This window comes from Zobellella aerophila, from assembly GCF_039539325.1.
Taxonomy (GTDB): domain Bacteria; phylum Pseudomonadota; class Gammaproteobacteria; order Enterobacterales; family Aeromonadaceae; genus Oceanimonas; species Oceanimonas aerophila.
In genome coordinates this window covers 96,100-111,946 of the sequence record NZ_BAABCX010000004.1, presented here as the reverse complement: position 1 = coordinate 111,946, position 15,847 = coordinate 96,100, and the positions used below count along the sequence as shown (strand labels likewise).

Here is a 15,847-nt window from a genome sequence, read left to right as displayed (position 1 = left end):
AATAGAGGGAAAGAAAAAGCCGGTCGATGACCGGCTTTTTAAACACTGAAAAACCTGAATTTACCGCTGGGGTCGCAGGGTGGGGAACAGGATAACGTCGCGGATAGTGTGGGAATTGGTCAGCAGCATCACCAGGCGGTCGATGCCGATCCCCTGGCCGGCGGTCGGCGGCAGGCCGTGCTCCAGGGCGGTGACATAGTCCTCGTCATAGAACATGGCTTCGTCGTCGCCCGCATCCTTCTGCTCGACCTGCTCCTGGAAACGCTGCGCCTGATCTTCCGCGTCGTTCAGCTCGGAGAAGCCGTTGGCGATTTCCCGGCCGCCAATAAAGAACTCGAAGCGATCGGTAATGCTCGGATCCTTATCGTTACGACGGGCCAGGGGCGATACCTCCGCCGGATACTCGGTGATAAAGGTCGGCTGGATCAGGCGGTGCTCGGCGGTCTCTTCGAAGATTTCGGTGATCACCCGGCCCAGCCCCCAGGATTTTTCGACCTTGATCTTCAAATCCTTGGCTACTTCACAGGCACTGTCATAAGTAGCCAGCTGCTCCAGGGTGACTTCCGGGTTGTACTTGAGGATGGCGTCCTTCATGCTCAGGCGCACGAACGGCTGGCCGAAGTCGAAGGTTTCCTCGCCGTAGGGCACCAGGCTGGACCCCAGCACCTGGGTGGCCACGGTACGCAGCATTTCCTCGGTGAAGTCCATCAGATCCCGGTAGTCCGCATAGGCCCAGTAGAACTCCATCATGGTGAATTCCGGGTTATGGCGGGGGGACAGGCCTTCGTTGCGGAAGTTGCGGTTGATCTCGAATACCTTCTCGAAGCCACCCACCACCAGCCGCTTGAGGTACAGCTCGGGGGCAATACGCAGGTACATGTCCATGTCGAGGGCATTGTGATGGGTGATAAAGGGACGGGCCGAAGCGCCGCCGGGGATCACCTGCATCATCGGCGTTTCGACTTCCATAAAGCCATGATTGCTCATGAACTGACGGATGGCCGCCATCACCTGGGAGCGCACCTTGAAGGTATTGCGCGACTCTTCGTTGGTGATCAGATCCAGGTAACGCTGGCGGTAGCGGGTCTCCTGATCCGACAGGCCGTGGAATTTCTCCGGCAACGGGCGCAACGCCTTGGTGAGCAGCTGGAACTCATCCATGTTGACATACAGGTCACCCTTGCCGGACTTGCACAGCACACCCTTGACGCCGACGATATCGCCGATATCCAGGCCGCCGTACTGATCCTTGAGGATCTGCTGGGCTTCCTTGGTGGCATAGGCCTGGATGCGGCCGGACATATCCTGCAATGCCAAGAAGGGGCCACGCTTGGCCATCACCCGGCCGGCAACCGATACCAGCTTGCCCAGGCTTTCCAGGGCGTCCTTATCCTGCCCGCCGAACTCGGCCTGCAAATCGGCGGCCAGGTGCTGCCGCTGGAAGTCGTTGGGGTGACCGTTGGCCGGGCAATCCCTGCGGATCTGCTCGAGTTTGGCGCGGCGCTCGGCGATCAGTTTATTTTCGTCTTGTAGCTGCTCTGTCATGATTAAGCCTTGGTTGAATCTTTATTGGAGCCCCTGTTCCAGGCGGGAGCAGGTTCTGCCTAAGCCAACCGTCGATGGCAGGGATGCCATCGCCGAGCATACATGGGCGAGCTGGCTCGCTAGTACCAAGCTTGTTGCCTGAGCGAACTTCCAGTGAAAGTTCGCAGTAGGCAACATGCGAAGGTGACATCTCATGCTGCGTATTGGCGTGGCTGAGCCTGCTCCCGACGGATCGGCATGGAAAATTAGAGTCCAGACTTGAGGCTGGCCTCGATAAACTTATCCAGGTCGCCATCCAGTACCGACTGGGTATTGCGGGTTTCCACCCCGGTACGCAAATCCTTGATGCGGGCATCGTCCAGCACATAGGAGCGGATCTGGCTGCCCCAGCCGATATCGGACTTGCTGTCTTCCAGCGCCTGCTTCTCGGCATTCTGCTTCTGCAGCTCGAATTCATAAAGCTTGGCTTTCAGCTGCTTCATCGCCTGATCCCGGTTCTTGTGCTGGGATCTGTCGTTCTGGCACTGCACCACTATGCCGGTCGGCTCGTGGGTAATACGCACCGCCGAGTCGGTCCGGTTAACATGCTGGCCGCCGGCCCCGGAGGCGCGGTAGGTATCGACCCGCAGATCCGCCGGATTGATTTCGATTTCGATATCGTCGTCGATTTCCGGATAGACGAAGGCAGAACAGAAGGAAGTATGACGACGGCCGCCTGAATCGAACGGCGACTTGCGCACCAGACGGTGTACACCGGATTCGGTACGCAGCCAGCCGAAAGCATATTCGCCGGTAAATTTAACGGTGGCGGATTTGATGCCGGCGACCTCGCCTTCTGACAGTTCGATGATTTCGGTCTTGAAGCCACTGGCTTCGCCCCAGCGCAGATACATGCGCAGCACCATGTTGCACCAGTCCTGGGCTTCGGTGCCACCGGAGCCGGATTGTAGATCCAGATAGCAATCGGCGGCATCGTGTTCGCCGGAGAACATGCGGCGGAACTCCAGATCGGCCAGCTTTTTCTCCAGGGTCGCCAGATCGGCCTTGGATTCTTCGAAGGTGGCTTCGTCTTCTTCTTCCACCGCCAGCTCGACCAGACCACCGATATCTTCGATGCCCTGCTCCAGTTCATCCAGGGTGCCGATCACCGCATCCAGGCTGGCCCTTTCCTTACCCAGTGCCTGGGCACGCTCGGGCTGGTTCCACACATCCGGCTGTTCCAGCTCGGCATTTACCTCTTCCAGACGCTCTTTCTTGGCATCATAGTCAAAGGTACCCCCTAAGGAGTCCTGCCCGCTCAGACAGCTCCTTAAGTTTGTTCAGCACAGGGTTTACTTCAAACATGGGTCTTTCTCTTGCGTAAAAATGAATATTTGGCCGGCAGATACACCTGGGCCAATGGCAGGCCCCATATTCTACCCAAGATGACGCCCAAACGCAGCACGGGGCGGCGATTTTTACGGCGATAAACTCAGGCCGGCGCCAGTTGCTCCACCAGAAGCTGTAGCTGACGCTTGCCGCGCCATTCGTTGACATCCAGCCGGTAGGCCAGCAGGACATGCTGGATGGTGGCATTGGGCCAGACGCTCAGGTCCACGTTAAAGGCGATGGCATCCACCAGGGTCTTCCCCTGGTCCGGGCTGAGCACCAGCTTGAGGTGCTTCTCTCCCACCAGCCGCTGCTGGATAAGCCGGAATTGACCATCGAACAAGGGCTCGGGAAAGGCCTGGCCCCAGGGCCCGGCAAAACGCAGCCGCTCGGCCAGCTCCAGGGTCAGCTCATCGGCCGCCAGCTCGCCGTCGGTGAGGATCTCGCCGGCCAGCAATTCCGGGCTGACCCAGTCATCCACCGTCGCCTCGAAGGCGGCCTTGAACTTCGCCAGGGCGTCCTTGGTCAGCGACAGCCCCGCCGCCATGGCATGGCCGCCGAACTTGCCGATCAGCCCCGGATGACGGCTGTTGATGGCTTCCAGCAAATCCCGCAGATGCACCCCTGGAATGGACCTGCCCGAACCTTTCAGCTCGTTGTCGCCGGCCTCGGCAAAGGCGATCACCGGCCTGTGGTAACGCTCCTTGATACGCGAGGCCACCAGCCCAACCACCCCCTGATGCCAGTCGTCCTGATGCAGCACCAATCCGGCCGGCAACTGGCCGTCGCCGATGCGGATCTTGGCCAGGGTGGTGAGCGCCTCCTGCTGCATGCTGGCCTCGATCGCCTTACGCTCCCGGTTCAACTCGTCCATCATGGCCGCCAGCCTGCGGGCCTCATCCAGATTTTCGCTGAGCAGGCAGGCCACGCCCATCGACATGTCATCCAGTCGCCCGACCGCATTGAGCCGGGGTCCCAGGGCAAAGGCCAGATCGGTGGCCACCAGCCGCTGCTGATTGCGTCCGGAAATATCGAGCAACGCCTGTATGCCCGGGCGCAGGCGTCCGGCGCGCATGCGTTGCAGACCCTGGTGTACCAGCACCCGGTTGTTGCCGTCGAAAGCCACCACATCGGCCACCGTGCCCAGGGCCACCAAGTCCAGGTAGTCGGCCATATTGGGCGCGGTGATGCCCTGATCTACAAACCAGCCATTCTCATTCAGCGCCGAGCGCAGCGCCAGCAGCAAATAGAAGGCCACGCCGACCCCGGCCAGGTTCTTGGAGGGAAAGTCGCAACCATGCTGGTTGGGATTGACGATGGCATCGGCCTCGGGAGTGTCGTTGCCGGGCAGGTGATGGTCGGTGACGATCACCTTGATGCCCGCAGCCTTGGCCGCCGCCACCCCGGCGATGCTGGAGATGCCGTTGTCGACGGTGATCAACAGCTCGGCACCCAGCTCCACCGCCTCTTTCACCACCTGCGGACTCAGGCCATAGCCATAGTCGAAGCGGTTGGGCACCAGATAATTGACCTTCTGTGCTCCCATGGCGCGCAGGCCATGCACCATCAGCGCCGAGCTGGTGGCACCGTCGCAGTCGAAATCGCCGACGATCAGGATGGCGGCCTGCTCGTTCAACGCCTGTTGCAATAACTGAACCGCTTCCGCCATGCCCTTGAAGCCGGGTTTAAGCAGGGCACCGGCCTGCAGGTTGAGCTGCTCGGGGCGCACCAGGCCCCGGCTGGCGTACAGCCGTTGCAGTATGGGGGAAAGATCGGCGGGGAGTTGATGGGCCGAGGGCTGGCGACGACGAATGGGCAGCATAGGGGAATCTTGCCTGGGCTAACGAATACAGGCGCACAACACTAACCGCCGCCTGCCGCTTTTGCAATCATCCCAGGTCGGCGGATTGCTGACACCATTTTTCAATATGAGGAATCGCGACAAAAGGGTTAGCTCAACCGACTCGCTGTAAATACATCCTTGTACGCTCAGCCGCGTCATCCCTGGCGCGAATGGCCGGCAGAGCCAACCCTTTCATCACCTCGCTGACTTTAGTCTCTTCTGAAACAGGCGAAGTAGCGGAGGGAAGAGGGGAGATAATCTGATTGCGGGGGTCTCTGCGTCAGGGATGACACCGCGAAGTCCCCATGGATGGATTCGCGGCGTCTCCCGCAGCCAGGTTATCATCCCGACGATGACTAAAATGGATCACCCCCTCGGATGATGCTCTTCATGCAGGGCATTGAGCCGATGGGTGGCCACATGGGTGTAGATCTGGGTGGTGGAAAGATCCGAGTGGCCCAGCAACAGTTGCACCACCCGCAGATCGGCGCCGTGATTGAGCAGATGGGTGGCGAAGGCGTGGCGCAGGGTATGGGGCGACAGTTCGACACCGATGCCGGCGCGTAGCGCGTACAGCTTGATCCGGTGCCAGAAGGTCTGCCGGGTCATCTGCCGGGCCCGGCGGGAGGGAAACACCACATCCGACGACTGCTCGCCCAGCAGCAGGGCCCGAGCCTCCTTCAGGTAGCGGGTCAGCCAGTGCAACGCCTCTTCACCCATCGGCACCAGCCGCTCCTTGTTGCCCTTGCCGGTGACCCGCACCAGCCCCTGGCGCAGGCTGAGGTTATCCATGCCCAGGCCCACCAGCTCCGAGACCCGCAGGCCGGTGGCATAGAGCAGCTCGAGCATAGCCTTGTCACGCAGCTCCAGTGGCTCCGCTATATCCGGCGCCTGCAGCAGGTTCAGCACCTGGGCCTCGCTCAGATCGGTCGGCAATCGCTTGGGCAACTTGGGACCGGCGATCAGCACACTGGGATCATCTGTCCTCAACTGTTCCCGGTGCAGATACTGAAAGAAGCGCCGCAACACGCTCAGCATGCGCGCCGTGCTGCTGGCCTTGAAGCCCTGCTCCAGCCGGTGGGCCAGATACTGCTGCAACCCCAGGCCATCCACCGCCAGCAGGCTGCTGCCCTGCTGGTCCAGCCAGGCCGCGAAATGTCCCAGGTCGGAGCGGTAAGAGACCAGGGTATTGTCCGCCAGGCCTTTCTCCAGCCAGAGCGCATCGACAAATTGTTCTACCAGTGGATAAGACATCTGTGCTCCCAGCCCCTGCCCAAATGGCGGGCTTCTGTTATCATTGGCCATTCTTTTTTTTATCAGTCAACGGCTATGAATATCGGATTATTTTACGGCTCAACCACCTGTTATACCGAAATGGCCGCCGAAAAAATACGTGAACAGCTCGGTGCCGAACTGGTCGACCTGCATAATATCAAGGATACGCCGCTCAAGCGTGCCGAGGATTACCCCATCCTGATCCTGGGGATTTCCACCTGGGATTTCGGCGAGCTGCAGGAAGACTGGGAATCCCACTGGGATGAGGTAGACGCGCTGGATCTGGATGGTCGCATAGTGGCCCTGTTCGGCATGGGCGATCAGCTCGGCTACGGAGAATGGTTCCAGGATGCCCTCGGCATGCTGCACGACAAGGTCGTCGCCCGCGGCGCCACCCTGGTCGGCTACTGGCCCAACCGGGGCTATGAGTTCGAGGCATCCAGGGCACTGACCCCGGATGGCGAGTATTTCGTCGGCCTGTCGCTGGACGAGGCCAACCAGTACGACGATACGGACGCACGCATCCAGGACTGGGTTGCGCAGATACTGGAAGAAATGGCCGGCCTCTAACACCCGTTCCTTATCGGCTTCCGGCCCCGGAGCATCAAGATATTCAGTCCGCCTCCCGCCCCGGGGCTCCTGACTTTTTTTCCGCATACATGGCCTCATCCGCATGACGCAGCAGCTGTTGTTCATCGTCCCCATGAAGCGGGAAAAGCGCAATACCGATACTCAGCTGGATATGAACCTCGCGTCCCGCCAGGTCAAAAGGCTGATTGAGGGCATGGCGGATCTTTTCCGCCACCAACACAGCTTGCTCCGACAGCACAATGGACTCCAGCAACACCACAAACTCGTCGCCACCCAGGCGTGCCAGCGTATCGCATTCACGCACGCACAGCTCCAGGCGCCGGGCAACCTTATCAAGCAGGACATCACCGGTACCATGGCCCAGGGTGTCGTTGACCTCCTTGAATTTGTCCAGATCCAGATAGAGCAGGGCCAGTTGCCCCTGGTGGCGTCGCGCCTTGGCCAACGCCAGTTGCATACGGTCGTGGAACAGCGTCCGATTGGGCAGGTGGGTGAGCTGATCATAGAGGGCAATATGCTGCAGCCGAGCCATCATCTGTTTACGTTCGATCGCATCGGCGACTTGCCTGGACACAAACTGCAACAGCTCCCGATCCTTTTCCGTATAGCGGGCATTATCCGCATAACTCTGCACAATCAGCGCGCCGATAGTGCCATTGCGGGATTGAAGGGGCACACCCAGCCAGCTTTTCAAACGGCGGCCGTACGCGGCACCGTATCGTGAAGATTCGGACCCCAGCACGTCCTCCGGATTCAGCAGCAGTGTTTGGCCACCACGAATGACCCGGTTGCAAGGCGTGTCCGAGTCGATGTGCTGGGGGACGGGCAAGGGGTCATAGGCATCGACATGATAGGGAAAGCTCACCTCGCCACTCGCTTCATCATAAAGCGCAATGTAAAAATGGGTGGTCGGCAGCAGCGCCCCTATGATCCTATGAATCCGTTGAAACAAGGTGCCCAGGTCATCCGCCTCGTGAACGGCTTCGGAGATGGCGTACAGCGCCGCTTGCACCCGTTCCGCATGCTTGCACCGGGTGATGTCCCTGGCTACCGCAATCCGCAACTGATCGGTTTCCGACCAGCGAGCCGACCACATGATATTGACTACCTGGCCATCTTTACGCACATAGCGGTTTTCAAAATGGGGCTGGGGCTCCCCGGAGATGATCTCGTCGACGGTCTGCAGGGTGCGCTCCCGATCTTCGGGAAAGACCAGCTCGATCATGGGTCTACCGATCATTTCTTCCGGGGTATAGCCAAAAATCCGCTCGCAAGCAGCGCTCACATAGACGAAGTGCCCCTCTTTATTCACCACACAAATGGCATCAAGCAAGAGCTCCATATACTTGCTCAATGAGGCGCAGGTGTTTGCTTTCATGTTACATCCCTGATGATTTCGCAATAAGACAGCACCCGGGGCTGACGTTGCGGCCCGCTTACCGCTACCCCGATAGGGTCAATTTTAGCCTACCTCCCATTTCCAGAGTTTAAGTAACCGATCTTAATGCTGTAGCGCTCCCGCCATCCCGGGCCGTCCATTCAGCCAGGAAGCCAAGCGGCCAGATTAACTGATCGACATGAGTAACGGCGAGGGTTTTTTATGCAGCGTATCGGGCGAGCTCACCCCTGGGTCCATACCAAAAAGTGATAGAGCGCAGATATTGAAAAGGGCGGCCTGCGCCACCCTCTTGGGATTAACTAGGAATGAAACCGAATATTAAGCCATGGCTTCCTGTTCGACCTTACCGGCCACCAAGCCCAACATGGCGGCGGCCAGGGTGGGCAGTACCCAGGCCATACCGATATCGAACATCGGCAGGAAGGCAAACAGGCCCATGTTCAGGCCGGCGGCCTGCATGCCGTCGATCAGGCCGAAGGCAAAGGCCACCGCGATGATCAGGCGGAAGGCAAACACCGGCGACTTCATCAGCGGCTTGAGGTAGGTCGCCAGCACCAGGGCCACGGCCACCGGATAGCAGGCCACCAGGATCGGTACGGATACGCTGATCAAGGTGCTCAGGCCGACATTGGCCACCAGTATACAGGCGCCGCTGTTGATCAGCACCCAGCGCCGGTAGCCGCCCTTGCCGGTCAGGCGATGGAAGTAATCAGCGCAGGAAGACACCAGCCCCACCGCTGTGGTCAGGCAGGCCAGGGTAACGATGGCGGCCAGCACCCACAAGCCGGGTTCACCAAACAGCGACAGCACATAGGCGGTAATGATCTCACCACCATTGTTTACCGAATCCACCACCCCCAGGCTGGTGCCACCCAGCATAAACAGGGATACATAGACAAAACCCAGGCCGGCGGCGGCGATCAGCGCCGCTATCATCAGGTAGCGGGACTGGGTCTTGCTGTCGGTCACCCCTTTCTGGCGCAATACATCCAGGATCAGCATGCCGAACATCAGCGCGGCAAAGGTGTCCATGGTGTTGTAGCCTTCGATAAAGCCCTTTACAAACGGCTGCTGCAGATAGGCATCGGCCACCGGCGCCTGGGTCCCCTGAGGCGCGACAAAGACCGCCACCGCCAAGGCCAGCAGCAACAGGATCAGGATCGGCGTCAGTACCTTGCCCACCGCATCCAGCAGCCGTCCCTGATTGAACGACAACATCATCACCAGCACAAAAAAGCCGATGGTATACAGGGTCAGGGCAAGCTGGCCCGGCTCGTGCAGGAATGGCTTCAGGCCCATCTCAAAGGCCACCAGGGAGGTGCGAGGCGCGGCAAAGGCCGGGCCTATGATGATAAAGATGGCGGTGGCCATCAGGGTCACCACGGCGGCGGGCAGGTAGCGGCCCATGGTCGGCAGGCCGCCACCGGCCAGGGCCGCGGCGATCAAGGTGACCAGGGGCAGGCCGACGGCGGTCAGCAAGAAGCCCAGCATGGCGCTGTACAGGTTTTCACCGGCCAGGAATCCGGCCAGGGGCGGAAAAATAATATTTCCGGCGCCCAAAAAAAAGGCAAAGGTCATAAAGCCTAAGCCCAATACATCGAAGGTAGATAACGACTTGTTCAAGGAGCACCTCGGTTTCGGCTATTCGCGTGCGGCCTGTTTCATTTGGAAACCAAACACTAAAAACAAAACGACGTGCTGCCGGTTTTTACTTGTAAAATACTAAAAACCGGCACACGTCGAAGCTGGTGGTAGCATAATGATATGAAAATTATCTTCAAGACGAAATTTACATCTTCAAATAGAAGGGTGAGACCATATTGGTATATGTTTCGCCATAACCGCCATATGCAGAATTAATAACCAAACAACCCTCAATTAAGTAGCCTTTAACTCTAGATAACTGCAATAAAAACCTTCCAGGTGGCTTTCCATCCCTGGTTATCACATTTTGTTTTTCGATCAGATGCAGGCCATTTACCTCAGCCTGGTCACAAGCATCATCCAAGGCCTGATAGGGAAGAATAAGAGATAATCGACCATCTTCGGTCAGCAAACGATTGCAGTGCCGGAACAGGGCGGGAAAATCCAGGCTACCGGTGTGCCGCGCCCCGGCCCGGGCGGCGCAGTCGAAGGCCTGGCCATGGCTGAAATAAGGCGGGTTGGAGACGATAAGCTCGAAGCGTGGCGCCTGGTAGGACTGCAGATCACCGGTCACTATCTCGACCCTGTCCGGCCAGGGAGACGCCGCCACGTTGTCCCTGGCCTGCGCCGCCGCCCGGGCGTCCAGTTCGATACCGGTAATATGGACCCCGGCACCGCCGCGCTGGGCCAGCATCAAGGCGACCAGGCCGGAGCCGGTGCCCACATCCAGGATTCTCCTGGCCTGCCCCAACGGCGCCCAGGCACCAAGCAAAATCCCGTCGGTCCCCACCTTCATGGCGCATTGATCATGATTGATATGAAATTGTTTAAAAGTAAAACCCCTGCTGGCCATGATGCTCGGTGATTCCTGTCAGGTTTTTTTGTTCGAGTTCGCCTATAATACCCGCCTTTTAGGCCGACGAGATCCACCATGAGCAGTTTGACCTTCGAGCAACTGGAATTAGACCCCATACTGGTACGCGCCCTGACGCGCATGGGCTATGCCAAGCCCACCACCATTCAGAGCCAGGTCATTCCCGAAGCCATGAGCGGGCGGGATATCATGGCCTCGGCGCCGACCGGCACCGGCAAGACCGCCGCCTTCCTGTTGCCCGCCTGCCAACACCTGCTGGACTTCCCCCGTCGCCAGGCCGGCCCGGCCCGGGTGCTGGTGCTAACCCCAACCCGGGAGCTGGCCAAACAGATCGGTGATGACGCCAAGGCCATGCTGCAGGATACCCAACTGCGGGTCGAGGTGATCACCGGCGGCGTCAAGGCCGACGCCCATCTGCCGGCCCTGACCAAGACCACGGATATCGTGGTGGCCACCCCGGGTCGCCTGCTGCAATACATAGAAGAAGAATCCTTCGACAGCCGGGATATCGAGCTCCTGATCCTGGATGAAGCGGACCGCATGCTGGACATGGGCTTTATCAATGATGTCGACCGTATTGCCGCCGAGGCCCGCTGGCGCCGCCAGACCATGCTGTTTTCCGCCACCCTCGAAGGCAAGGGGCTGATGTCCTTCGCCAACGAGCTGCTCAAGGAGGCGGTTAAGATCACCGCCGAGCCGCCGCGCAGTGAACGCAAGAAGATCACCCAGTGGCTGCACCTGGCAGATAATCCCGAACATAAATTCGCCCTGCTCAAGCACCTGCTGACCCACGAGGAGGTCACCCGCAGCATCGTCTTTGTGAAAACCCGCGACCGCCTGACCGAGCTGTCCAGCCGGTTGCAACAGGAAGGCCTGGACTGCGCCTGGTTGAGGGGCGAGATGGAGCAGGAAAAACGCTTCGAGGCCCTGCGCCGGTTCAGCAACGGCAAGGTCAATATCCTGGTAGCCACCGATGTGGCGGCCCGGGGCATAGACTTGCCCGAGGTCAGCCATGTGATCAATTTCGATATGCCACGCACCGCCGATGTCTACATACACCGCATCGGTCGCACCGGCCGCGCCGGGCGCAAGGGCACCGCCATCAGCCTGGTCGAGGCCCACGACATGCCGATAGTGGTCAAGGTGGAGCGCTACACCGAACAAAGACTCAAACGCCGGGTGATCGACGAGCTCAGGCCCAAGCACAAGGAAGCCAGCGTAGCCCCTCGCAAGAAAAAAGAGCAGGGCGGCAAAAAAATGACCGATAAGTCCCCGGAGAAGAAGAAGGTACGGCTCAAGGATCGCAAGGCCAAGGGTAAGCCGAAATGGGCAACCGGAAAACCGTCCGCTGCAACCAAGGCCCCCAAAGACGCCGGGGAAGAATAATCCGGGCCGAAGTGGCTTAAAAGAGATGGGTTAAAAAAGAAAACCGGCCAATCGGCCGGTCAAAAATGAAGAAGAGGAACAATAAAATTCAGTAGACACTGACTATAAGAGCGCTGCCGGACCGAAAGGTTCAACTCTTCTTCATTTTGATCCTCGTTACTGTTCGTCCCGCTTAAACACCAGCTCGGTGGCGGATGATTCCTGCTCGGCAAAGTAGTAACCGGCGCTGTCGAAGCGGGTCAGCTGGCTCACCTCGGTCAGCCGGTGTTCTATGATGTAGCGGGCCATCATGCCCCTGGCCTTCTTGGCGTAGAAGCTGATTATCTTGTACTGGCCGTTCTTGCAGTCCTTGAACACGGGCGTCACTATCTGGCCGTCCAGCCGATTCGGTTTAACCGCCTTAAAGTATTCATTAGAAGCCAGGTTGATCAACAGCCGATCCCCCTGATCCGCCAGCGCCCGATTCAAGTGCTCGGTGATGATATCCCCCCAGAATTGATACAGATCGGCGCCCCGTTCGTTGTCGAGCCGGGTACCCATCTCCAGCCGGTAGGCCTGTATCAGATCCAGCGGCCGCAACAACCCGTACAGGCCGGACAGGATGCGCAGATGCCGCTGGGCAAAGGCAAAATCCTCTTTGCCCAGGGTCTCGGCATCCAGCCCGGTATAGACATCGCCCTTGAACGCCAGCAACGCCTGCTTGGCGTTGTCCGGGGTAAAGCCAGGCTGCCAGCTCGCGAAGCGGGCCGCGTTCAGTCCCGCCAGCTTGTCGCTGATCCCCATCAACCGGCTCAGCTGGACGGGCGTCAGCTGCCTGGCCCGTTCAATCAGCCGGACCGAGTGATCCAGCAGGGCCGGCAGGGTATGGTCGGCCACCACCGGCGGTGTATCGAAGTCCAGCGTCTTGGCCGGAGAAACCACAATCAGCATGCAAATCCTCTAAGACTCTATGGTGATATTGTCGAGCAGATCCGAATCCAGCCCGCCGCCGCCGTGCAGCTTGATCATCAACCGCAGATCATTGGGCGAGTCGGCATAGGCCAGCGCTTCGGTGTAGCCTATATGGCGCTGGGTATAGAGGTCAAACAATGCCTGATCGAAAGTCTGCATGCCCTGTTCCCGGGATTTCGCCATGATCTCCTTGAGCCGATGCATGTCACCCTTGCGGATCACATCCGCCACCAAGGGGGTATTGAGCAGTATCTCGAAGGCGCCGCGGCGCTGGCTGCCGTCCATGCTGGGCACCAGCTGCTGGGCCACAATCGCCCTGAGATTGAAGGACAGATCGAACAGCAACTGGCGGTGTTTACTTTCCGGAACAAGATGCATGATCCTGTCCAGTGCCTGATTGGCATTGTTGGCATGCAGGGTAGCCATGCACAGGTGACCGGTTTCCGCAAAGGACAGGGCATAACCCATGGTCTCCTCAGAGCGGATCTCACCGATCAGGATCACGTCGGGCGCCTGGCGCAGGGAGCTTTTCAGCGCAGCATCGAAGGATTCGGTGTCTATGCCCACTTCCCGCTGGGTAATGATCGAGCGGTCATGCTGATGCACAAACTCCACCGGATCCTCGATGGTCAGGATATGGCCATCGGCATAGCGGTTGCGGTAGCCGATCATCGCCGCCAGGGAGGTCGACTTGCCCGCCCCGGTGCCACCGACGAACAGCACCAGTCCCCGCTTGGCCAGGGTCACTTCTCGCAGCACCTCGGGCAGGTAGAGCTCTTCGAAGGTAGGTATGCTGCTCTCGATACGCCTGAGCACCATGCCGGCCCTGTCCTGCTGCCAGAAGGCGCTGACCCGGAACCGACCTATGCCCTCTCGGGTGATGGCGAAGTTGGCTTCTTTCTGCCGGTGATAACGCTGCCGCCATTCGGCGGTCATGGTCGACTCCACCAGGCCCAGGGTCTCGGCCTCCGTCAGCGGTTCGGAGCCAAGCCGGTGCAACTGCCCCCGGGCCTTCATGGTGGGCGCCACCCCCACCGAGATATACAGATCCGATGCTTTCTGCTCCACCATGGCGCTCAGCAAGGAGTTCAGCTCCATTATCACCTCCTGAATGGCAATATGGCCGCGATCATGCGGCATAAGACCGGTCGGCGCCAGCCTTGGCTGACCGGTCTCGATTTATTGGTAGATGGCCCCTGTTAGAAACCGTTCGGATCCACCGCCTTGGCCTTGGCATCCACCGGCGCCACCAAGCCGCTGGTCACCAGGTATTTAAGGCTCTGATCCATGGTCTGCATGCCATGAGACATGCCGGTCTGGATCACCGAATACATCTGCGCCACCTTGTCTTCCCGGATCAGGTTACGGATGGCGGTGGTGCCCAGCATGATCTCGTGGGCCGCGATGCGGCCACCGTCGATGCGTTTGAGCAGGGCCTGGGAGATCACCGCCCGCAAGGACTCCGACAACATGGAGCGCACCATGTCTTTTTCCGCTCCCGGGAACACATCGATAATACGGTCAATGGTCTTGGCCGCCGACGAGGTGTGCAGGGTACCGAATACCAGGTGACCGGTTTCAGCCGCGGTCAGCGCCAGCCGTATGGTCTCCAGATCCCGCAGCTCCCCCACCAGTATGATATCCGGATCCTCGCGCAGGGCCGAACGCAGGGCGTTGTTGAACGAGTGAGTATCACGGTGCACTTCCCGCTGGTTGATCAGGCATTTTTTATTGTTGTGGTGTACAAACTCGATGGGGTCTTCGATGGTCAGTATGTGTTTGTTGAAGTTCTCATTGATGTGATCGACCATGGCCGCCAGGGTGGTGGACTTACCCGAGCCGGTAGGCCCGGTCACCAGCACCAGTCCACGCGGGTATTCGGCGATGCGCCGGAAAATATCGGGGGCGCCCAGCTGCTCCAGGTTGAGGATCTCGCTGGGGATCACCCGGAACACCGCCGCCGGCCCCCGGGCGTGATGAAAGGCGTTGACCCGGAAACGGGCCAGCCCCGGTAACTCAAAGGAAAAGTCCGCTTCGAAGCTCTCTTCCAGCTCTTTGCGCTGGCGATCATTCATGATGTCGTAGACCAGTCGGTGCACTTCACGATGATCGAGCACCGGCAGACTCAGCTTGCGTACTTCTCCGTCCACCCGAATCATGGGCTGGACACCAGATGAAAGGTGCAGATCAGATGCATTATGCTTTACACTAAACGCCAATAATTCCGTAATATCCATAAAGGGTCCCCGTCTCTTTTGGTTATCAATGATATGAATAACATCGCACAGCACTTACAGCTAGTTCAGGACAGAATTGCAAAGGCTGCAAGTGAGTCTAGTCGCCCCCTTGGTGACATTCATTTACTGGCCGTCAGTAAAACTAAGCCCATCGCCGATATCGAGCAAGCCTATGCCGCCGGCCAGCGGCAATTCGGTGAAAACTATGTGCAGGAAGCAATTGAAAAAATTCAGCAATTAACGCATAAATACCCGGATATGCGCTGGCATTTGATCGGACCGCTACAGTCCAACAAAAGCCGTCAGGTGGCGGAGCATTTCGACTGGGTACAGACGGTAGACCGACTGAAGATCGCCCAGCGGCTCAGCGAGCAGAGGCCGTCCCATTTACCCCCCCTGAATATTTGTCTGCAGGTCAATGTCAGCGGTGAATCCAGTAAATCAGGCCTGATCCCGGCCGAGGCACTGGCCCTGGCCGCATCGCTCGCTGACTTGCCCGGGCTCCGCCTACGGGGTTTAATGGCCATCCCCGAGCACACAGATGATGTAGCCAGACTCGAATCCCAGTTCCTGGAGTTAAAGCAACTCTTTGATAGAATGGCAGAAATTTATCCGGATGTGGATACACTGTCGATGGGTATGAGCGAAGATTTGGAAATGGCCGTGGCATGTGGCAGCACCCTGGTGAGGGTGGGAACGGCCATATTTGGTACCCGCAACTGAAGTGATCATCA

The 15,847-nt window shown here is 58.9% G+C and carries 13 protein-coding genes; 3 read left to right on the top strand and 10 right to left on the bottom strand.

The features are described from left to right. Positions 1 to 60 precede the first annotated feature (60 nt). The 4 genes from lysS to xerD form a co-directional block, all read right to left on the bottom strand. On the bottom strand, positions 61 to 1,545 hold the full coding sequence (lysS, locus tag ABD806_RS14140; protein WP_344959119.1) for a lysine--tRNA ligase: 1,485 nt from the start codon (positions 1,543 to 1,545) through the stop codon (positions 61 to 63). 245 nt (positions 1,546 to 1,790) lie between these two features. Continuing rightward, positions 1,791 to 2,889, bottom strand: a protein-coding gene (gene prfB, locus ABD806_RS14135; protein WP_344959117.1) for a peptide chain release factor 2 whose coding sequence is annotated in 2 segments (ribosomal slippage) — positions 1,791 to 2,813 and positions 2,815 to 2,889 — 1,098 coding nt in all. Because the reading frame shifts where the segments join, the coding sequence is not laid out codon by codon here. Positions 2,890 to 3,016: 127 nt separating this feature from the next. Next, entirely contained in the window at positions 3,017 to 4,735 is a 1,719-nt protein-coding gene (recJ, locus tag ABD806_RS14130; protein WP_425583144.1) for a single-stranded-DNA-specific exonuclease RecJ, read from the bottom strand. 387 nt (positions 4,736 to 5,122) lie between these two features. Next, positions 5,123 to 6,010 (bottom strand): site-specific tyrosine recombinase XerD, encoded by an 888-nt coding sequence (xerD, locus tag ABD806_RS14125; RefSeq protein WP_344959115.1) that lies wholly within the window; start codon positions 6,008 to 6,010, stop codon positions 5,123 to 5,125. A 75-nt stretch (positions 6,011 to 6,085) separates the two neighbouring features. On the opposite strand from xerD, the gene fldB reads away from it, so the two are divergent. Then, complete coding sequence (gene fldB, locus ABD806_RS14120) at positions 6,086 to 6,601, top strand: flavodoxin FldB (RefSeq protein WP_344959113.1); 516 nt, start codon at positions 6,086 to 6,088, stop codon at positions 6,599 to 6,601. A 43-nt stretch (positions 6,602 to 6,644) separates the two neighbouring features. Here the strand turns inward: fldB and ABD806_RS14115 are convergent, their stop codons facing one another. From ABD806_RS14115 to ABD806_RS14105, 3 genes are all read right to left on the bottom strand, one after another. Continuing rightward, positions 6,645 to 8,000 carry a diguanylate cyclase domain-containing protein gene (locus ABD806_RS14115; protein ID WP_344959111.1) on the bottom strand — a complete coding sequence of 452 codons (1,356 nt, stop codon included), beginning with the start codon at positions 7,998 to 8,000 and terminating at the stop codon, positions 6,645 to 6,647. 339 nt (positions 8,001 to 8,339) lie between these two features. Beyond that, a complete protein-coding gene (gene brnQ, locus ABD806_RS14110) occupies positions 8,340 to 9,644 on the bottom strand; it encodes a branched-chain amino acid transport system II carrier protein (protein WP_344959109.1) in 1,305 nt (434 codons plus the stop codon). 166 nt (positions 9,645 to 9,810) lie between these two features. Further along, positions 9,811 to 10,521: a tRNA1(Val) (adenine(37)-N6)-methyltransferase gene (locus ABD806_RS14105; protein WP_344959385.1), complete on the bottom strand. Its 711-nt coding sequence runs from the start codon at positions 10,519 to 10,521 to the stop codon at positions 9,811 to 9,813. A 75-nt stretch (positions 10,522 to 10,596) separates the two neighbouring features. Between ABD806_RS14105 and srmB the strand changes: the two genes are divergently transcribed. Continuing rightward, a complete protein-coding gene (srmB, locus tag ABD806_RS14100) occupies positions 10,597 to 11,925 on the top strand; it encodes an ATP-dependent RNA helicase SrmB (RefSeq protein WP_344959107.1) in 1,329 nt (442 codons plus the stop codon). A 156-nt stretch (positions 11,926 to 12,081) separates the two neighbouring features. Here the strand turns inward: srmB and yaaA are convergent, their stop codons facing one another. The 3 genes from yaaA to ABD806_RS14085 all read right to left on the bottom strand — a co-directional run bounded on the left by yaaA (position 12,082) and on the right by ABD806_RS14085 (position 15,113). Continuing rightward, a complete protein-coding gene (yaaA, locus tag ABD806_RS14095; RefSeq protein WP_344959105.1) occupies positions 12,082 to 12,855 on the bottom strand; it encodes a peroxide stress protein YaaA in 774 nt (257 codons plus the stop codon). Positions 12,856 to 12,864: 9 nt separating this feature from the next. After that, entirely contained in the window at positions 12,865 to 13,974 is a 1,110-nt protein-coding gene (locus ABD806_RS14090) for a PilT/PilU family type 4a pilus ATPase (protein ID WP_344959104.1), read from the bottom strand. Positions 13,975 to 14,075: 101 nt separating this feature from the next. Beyond that, entirely contained in the window at positions 14,076 to 15,113 is a 1,038-nt protein-coding gene (locus ABD806_RS14085; protein WP_344959102.1) for a type IV pilus twitching motility protein PilT, read from the bottom strand. Positions 15,114 to 15,146: 33 nt separating this feature from the next. Between ABD806_RS14085 and ABD806_RS14080 the strand changes: the two genes are divergently transcribed. Then, the gene (locus ABD806_RS14080; protein ID WP_344959100.1) at positions 15,147 to 15,836 is read left to right on the top strand and encodes a YggS family pyridoxal phosphate-dependent enzyme; all 690 of its coding nucleotides are present in this window, start codon (positions 15,147 to 15,149) and stop codon (positions 15,834 to 15,836) included. Positions 15,837 to 15,847: the final 11 nt, after the last annotated feature.

What these genes read in the sequence shown, in the direction of transcription:
- lysS (WP_344959119.1), bottom strand. Translation starts at nt 1,545, where the DNA reads ATGACAGAGCAGCTACAAGACGAAAATAAACTGATCGCCGAGCGCCGC.
- recJ (WP_425583144.1), bottom strand. Translation starts at nt 4,735, where the DNA reads ATGCTGCCCATTCGTCGTCGCCAGCCCTCGGCCCATCAACTCCCCGCC.
- xerD (WP_344959115.1), bottom strand. Translation starts at nt 6,010, where the DNA reads ATGTCTTATCCACTGGTAGAACAATTTGTCGATGCGCTCTGGCTGGAG.
- fldB (WP_344959113.1), top strand. Translation starts at nt 6,086, where the DNA reads ATGAATATCGGATTATTTTACGGCTCAACCACCTGTTATACCGAAATG.
- ABD806_RS14115 (WP_344959111.1), bottom strand. Translation starts at nt 8,000, where the DNA reads ATGAAAGCAAACACCTGCGCCTCATTGAGCAAGTATATGGAGCTCTTG.
- srmB (WP_344959107.1), top strand. Translation starts at nt 10,597, where the DNA reads ATGAGCAGTTTGACCTTCGAGCAACTGGAATTAGACCCCATACTGGTA.
- yaaA (WP_344959105.1), bottom strand. Translation starts at nt 12,855, where the DNA reads ATGCTGATTGTGGTTTCTCCGGCCAAGACGCTGGACTTCGATACACCG.
- ABD806_RS14090 (WP_344959104.1), bottom strand. Translation starts at nt 13,974, where the DNA reads ATGGAGCTGAACTCCTTGCTGAGCGCCATGGTGGAGCAGAAAGCATCG.
- ABD806_RS14085 (WP_344959102.1), bottom strand. Translation starts at nt 15,113, where the DNA reads ATGGATATTACGGAATTATTGGCGTTTAGTGTAAAGCATAATGCATCT.
- ABD806_RS14080 (WP_344959100.1), top strand. Translation starts at nt 15,147, where the DNA reads ATGAATAACATCGCACAGCACTTACAGCTAGTTCAGGACAGAATTGCA.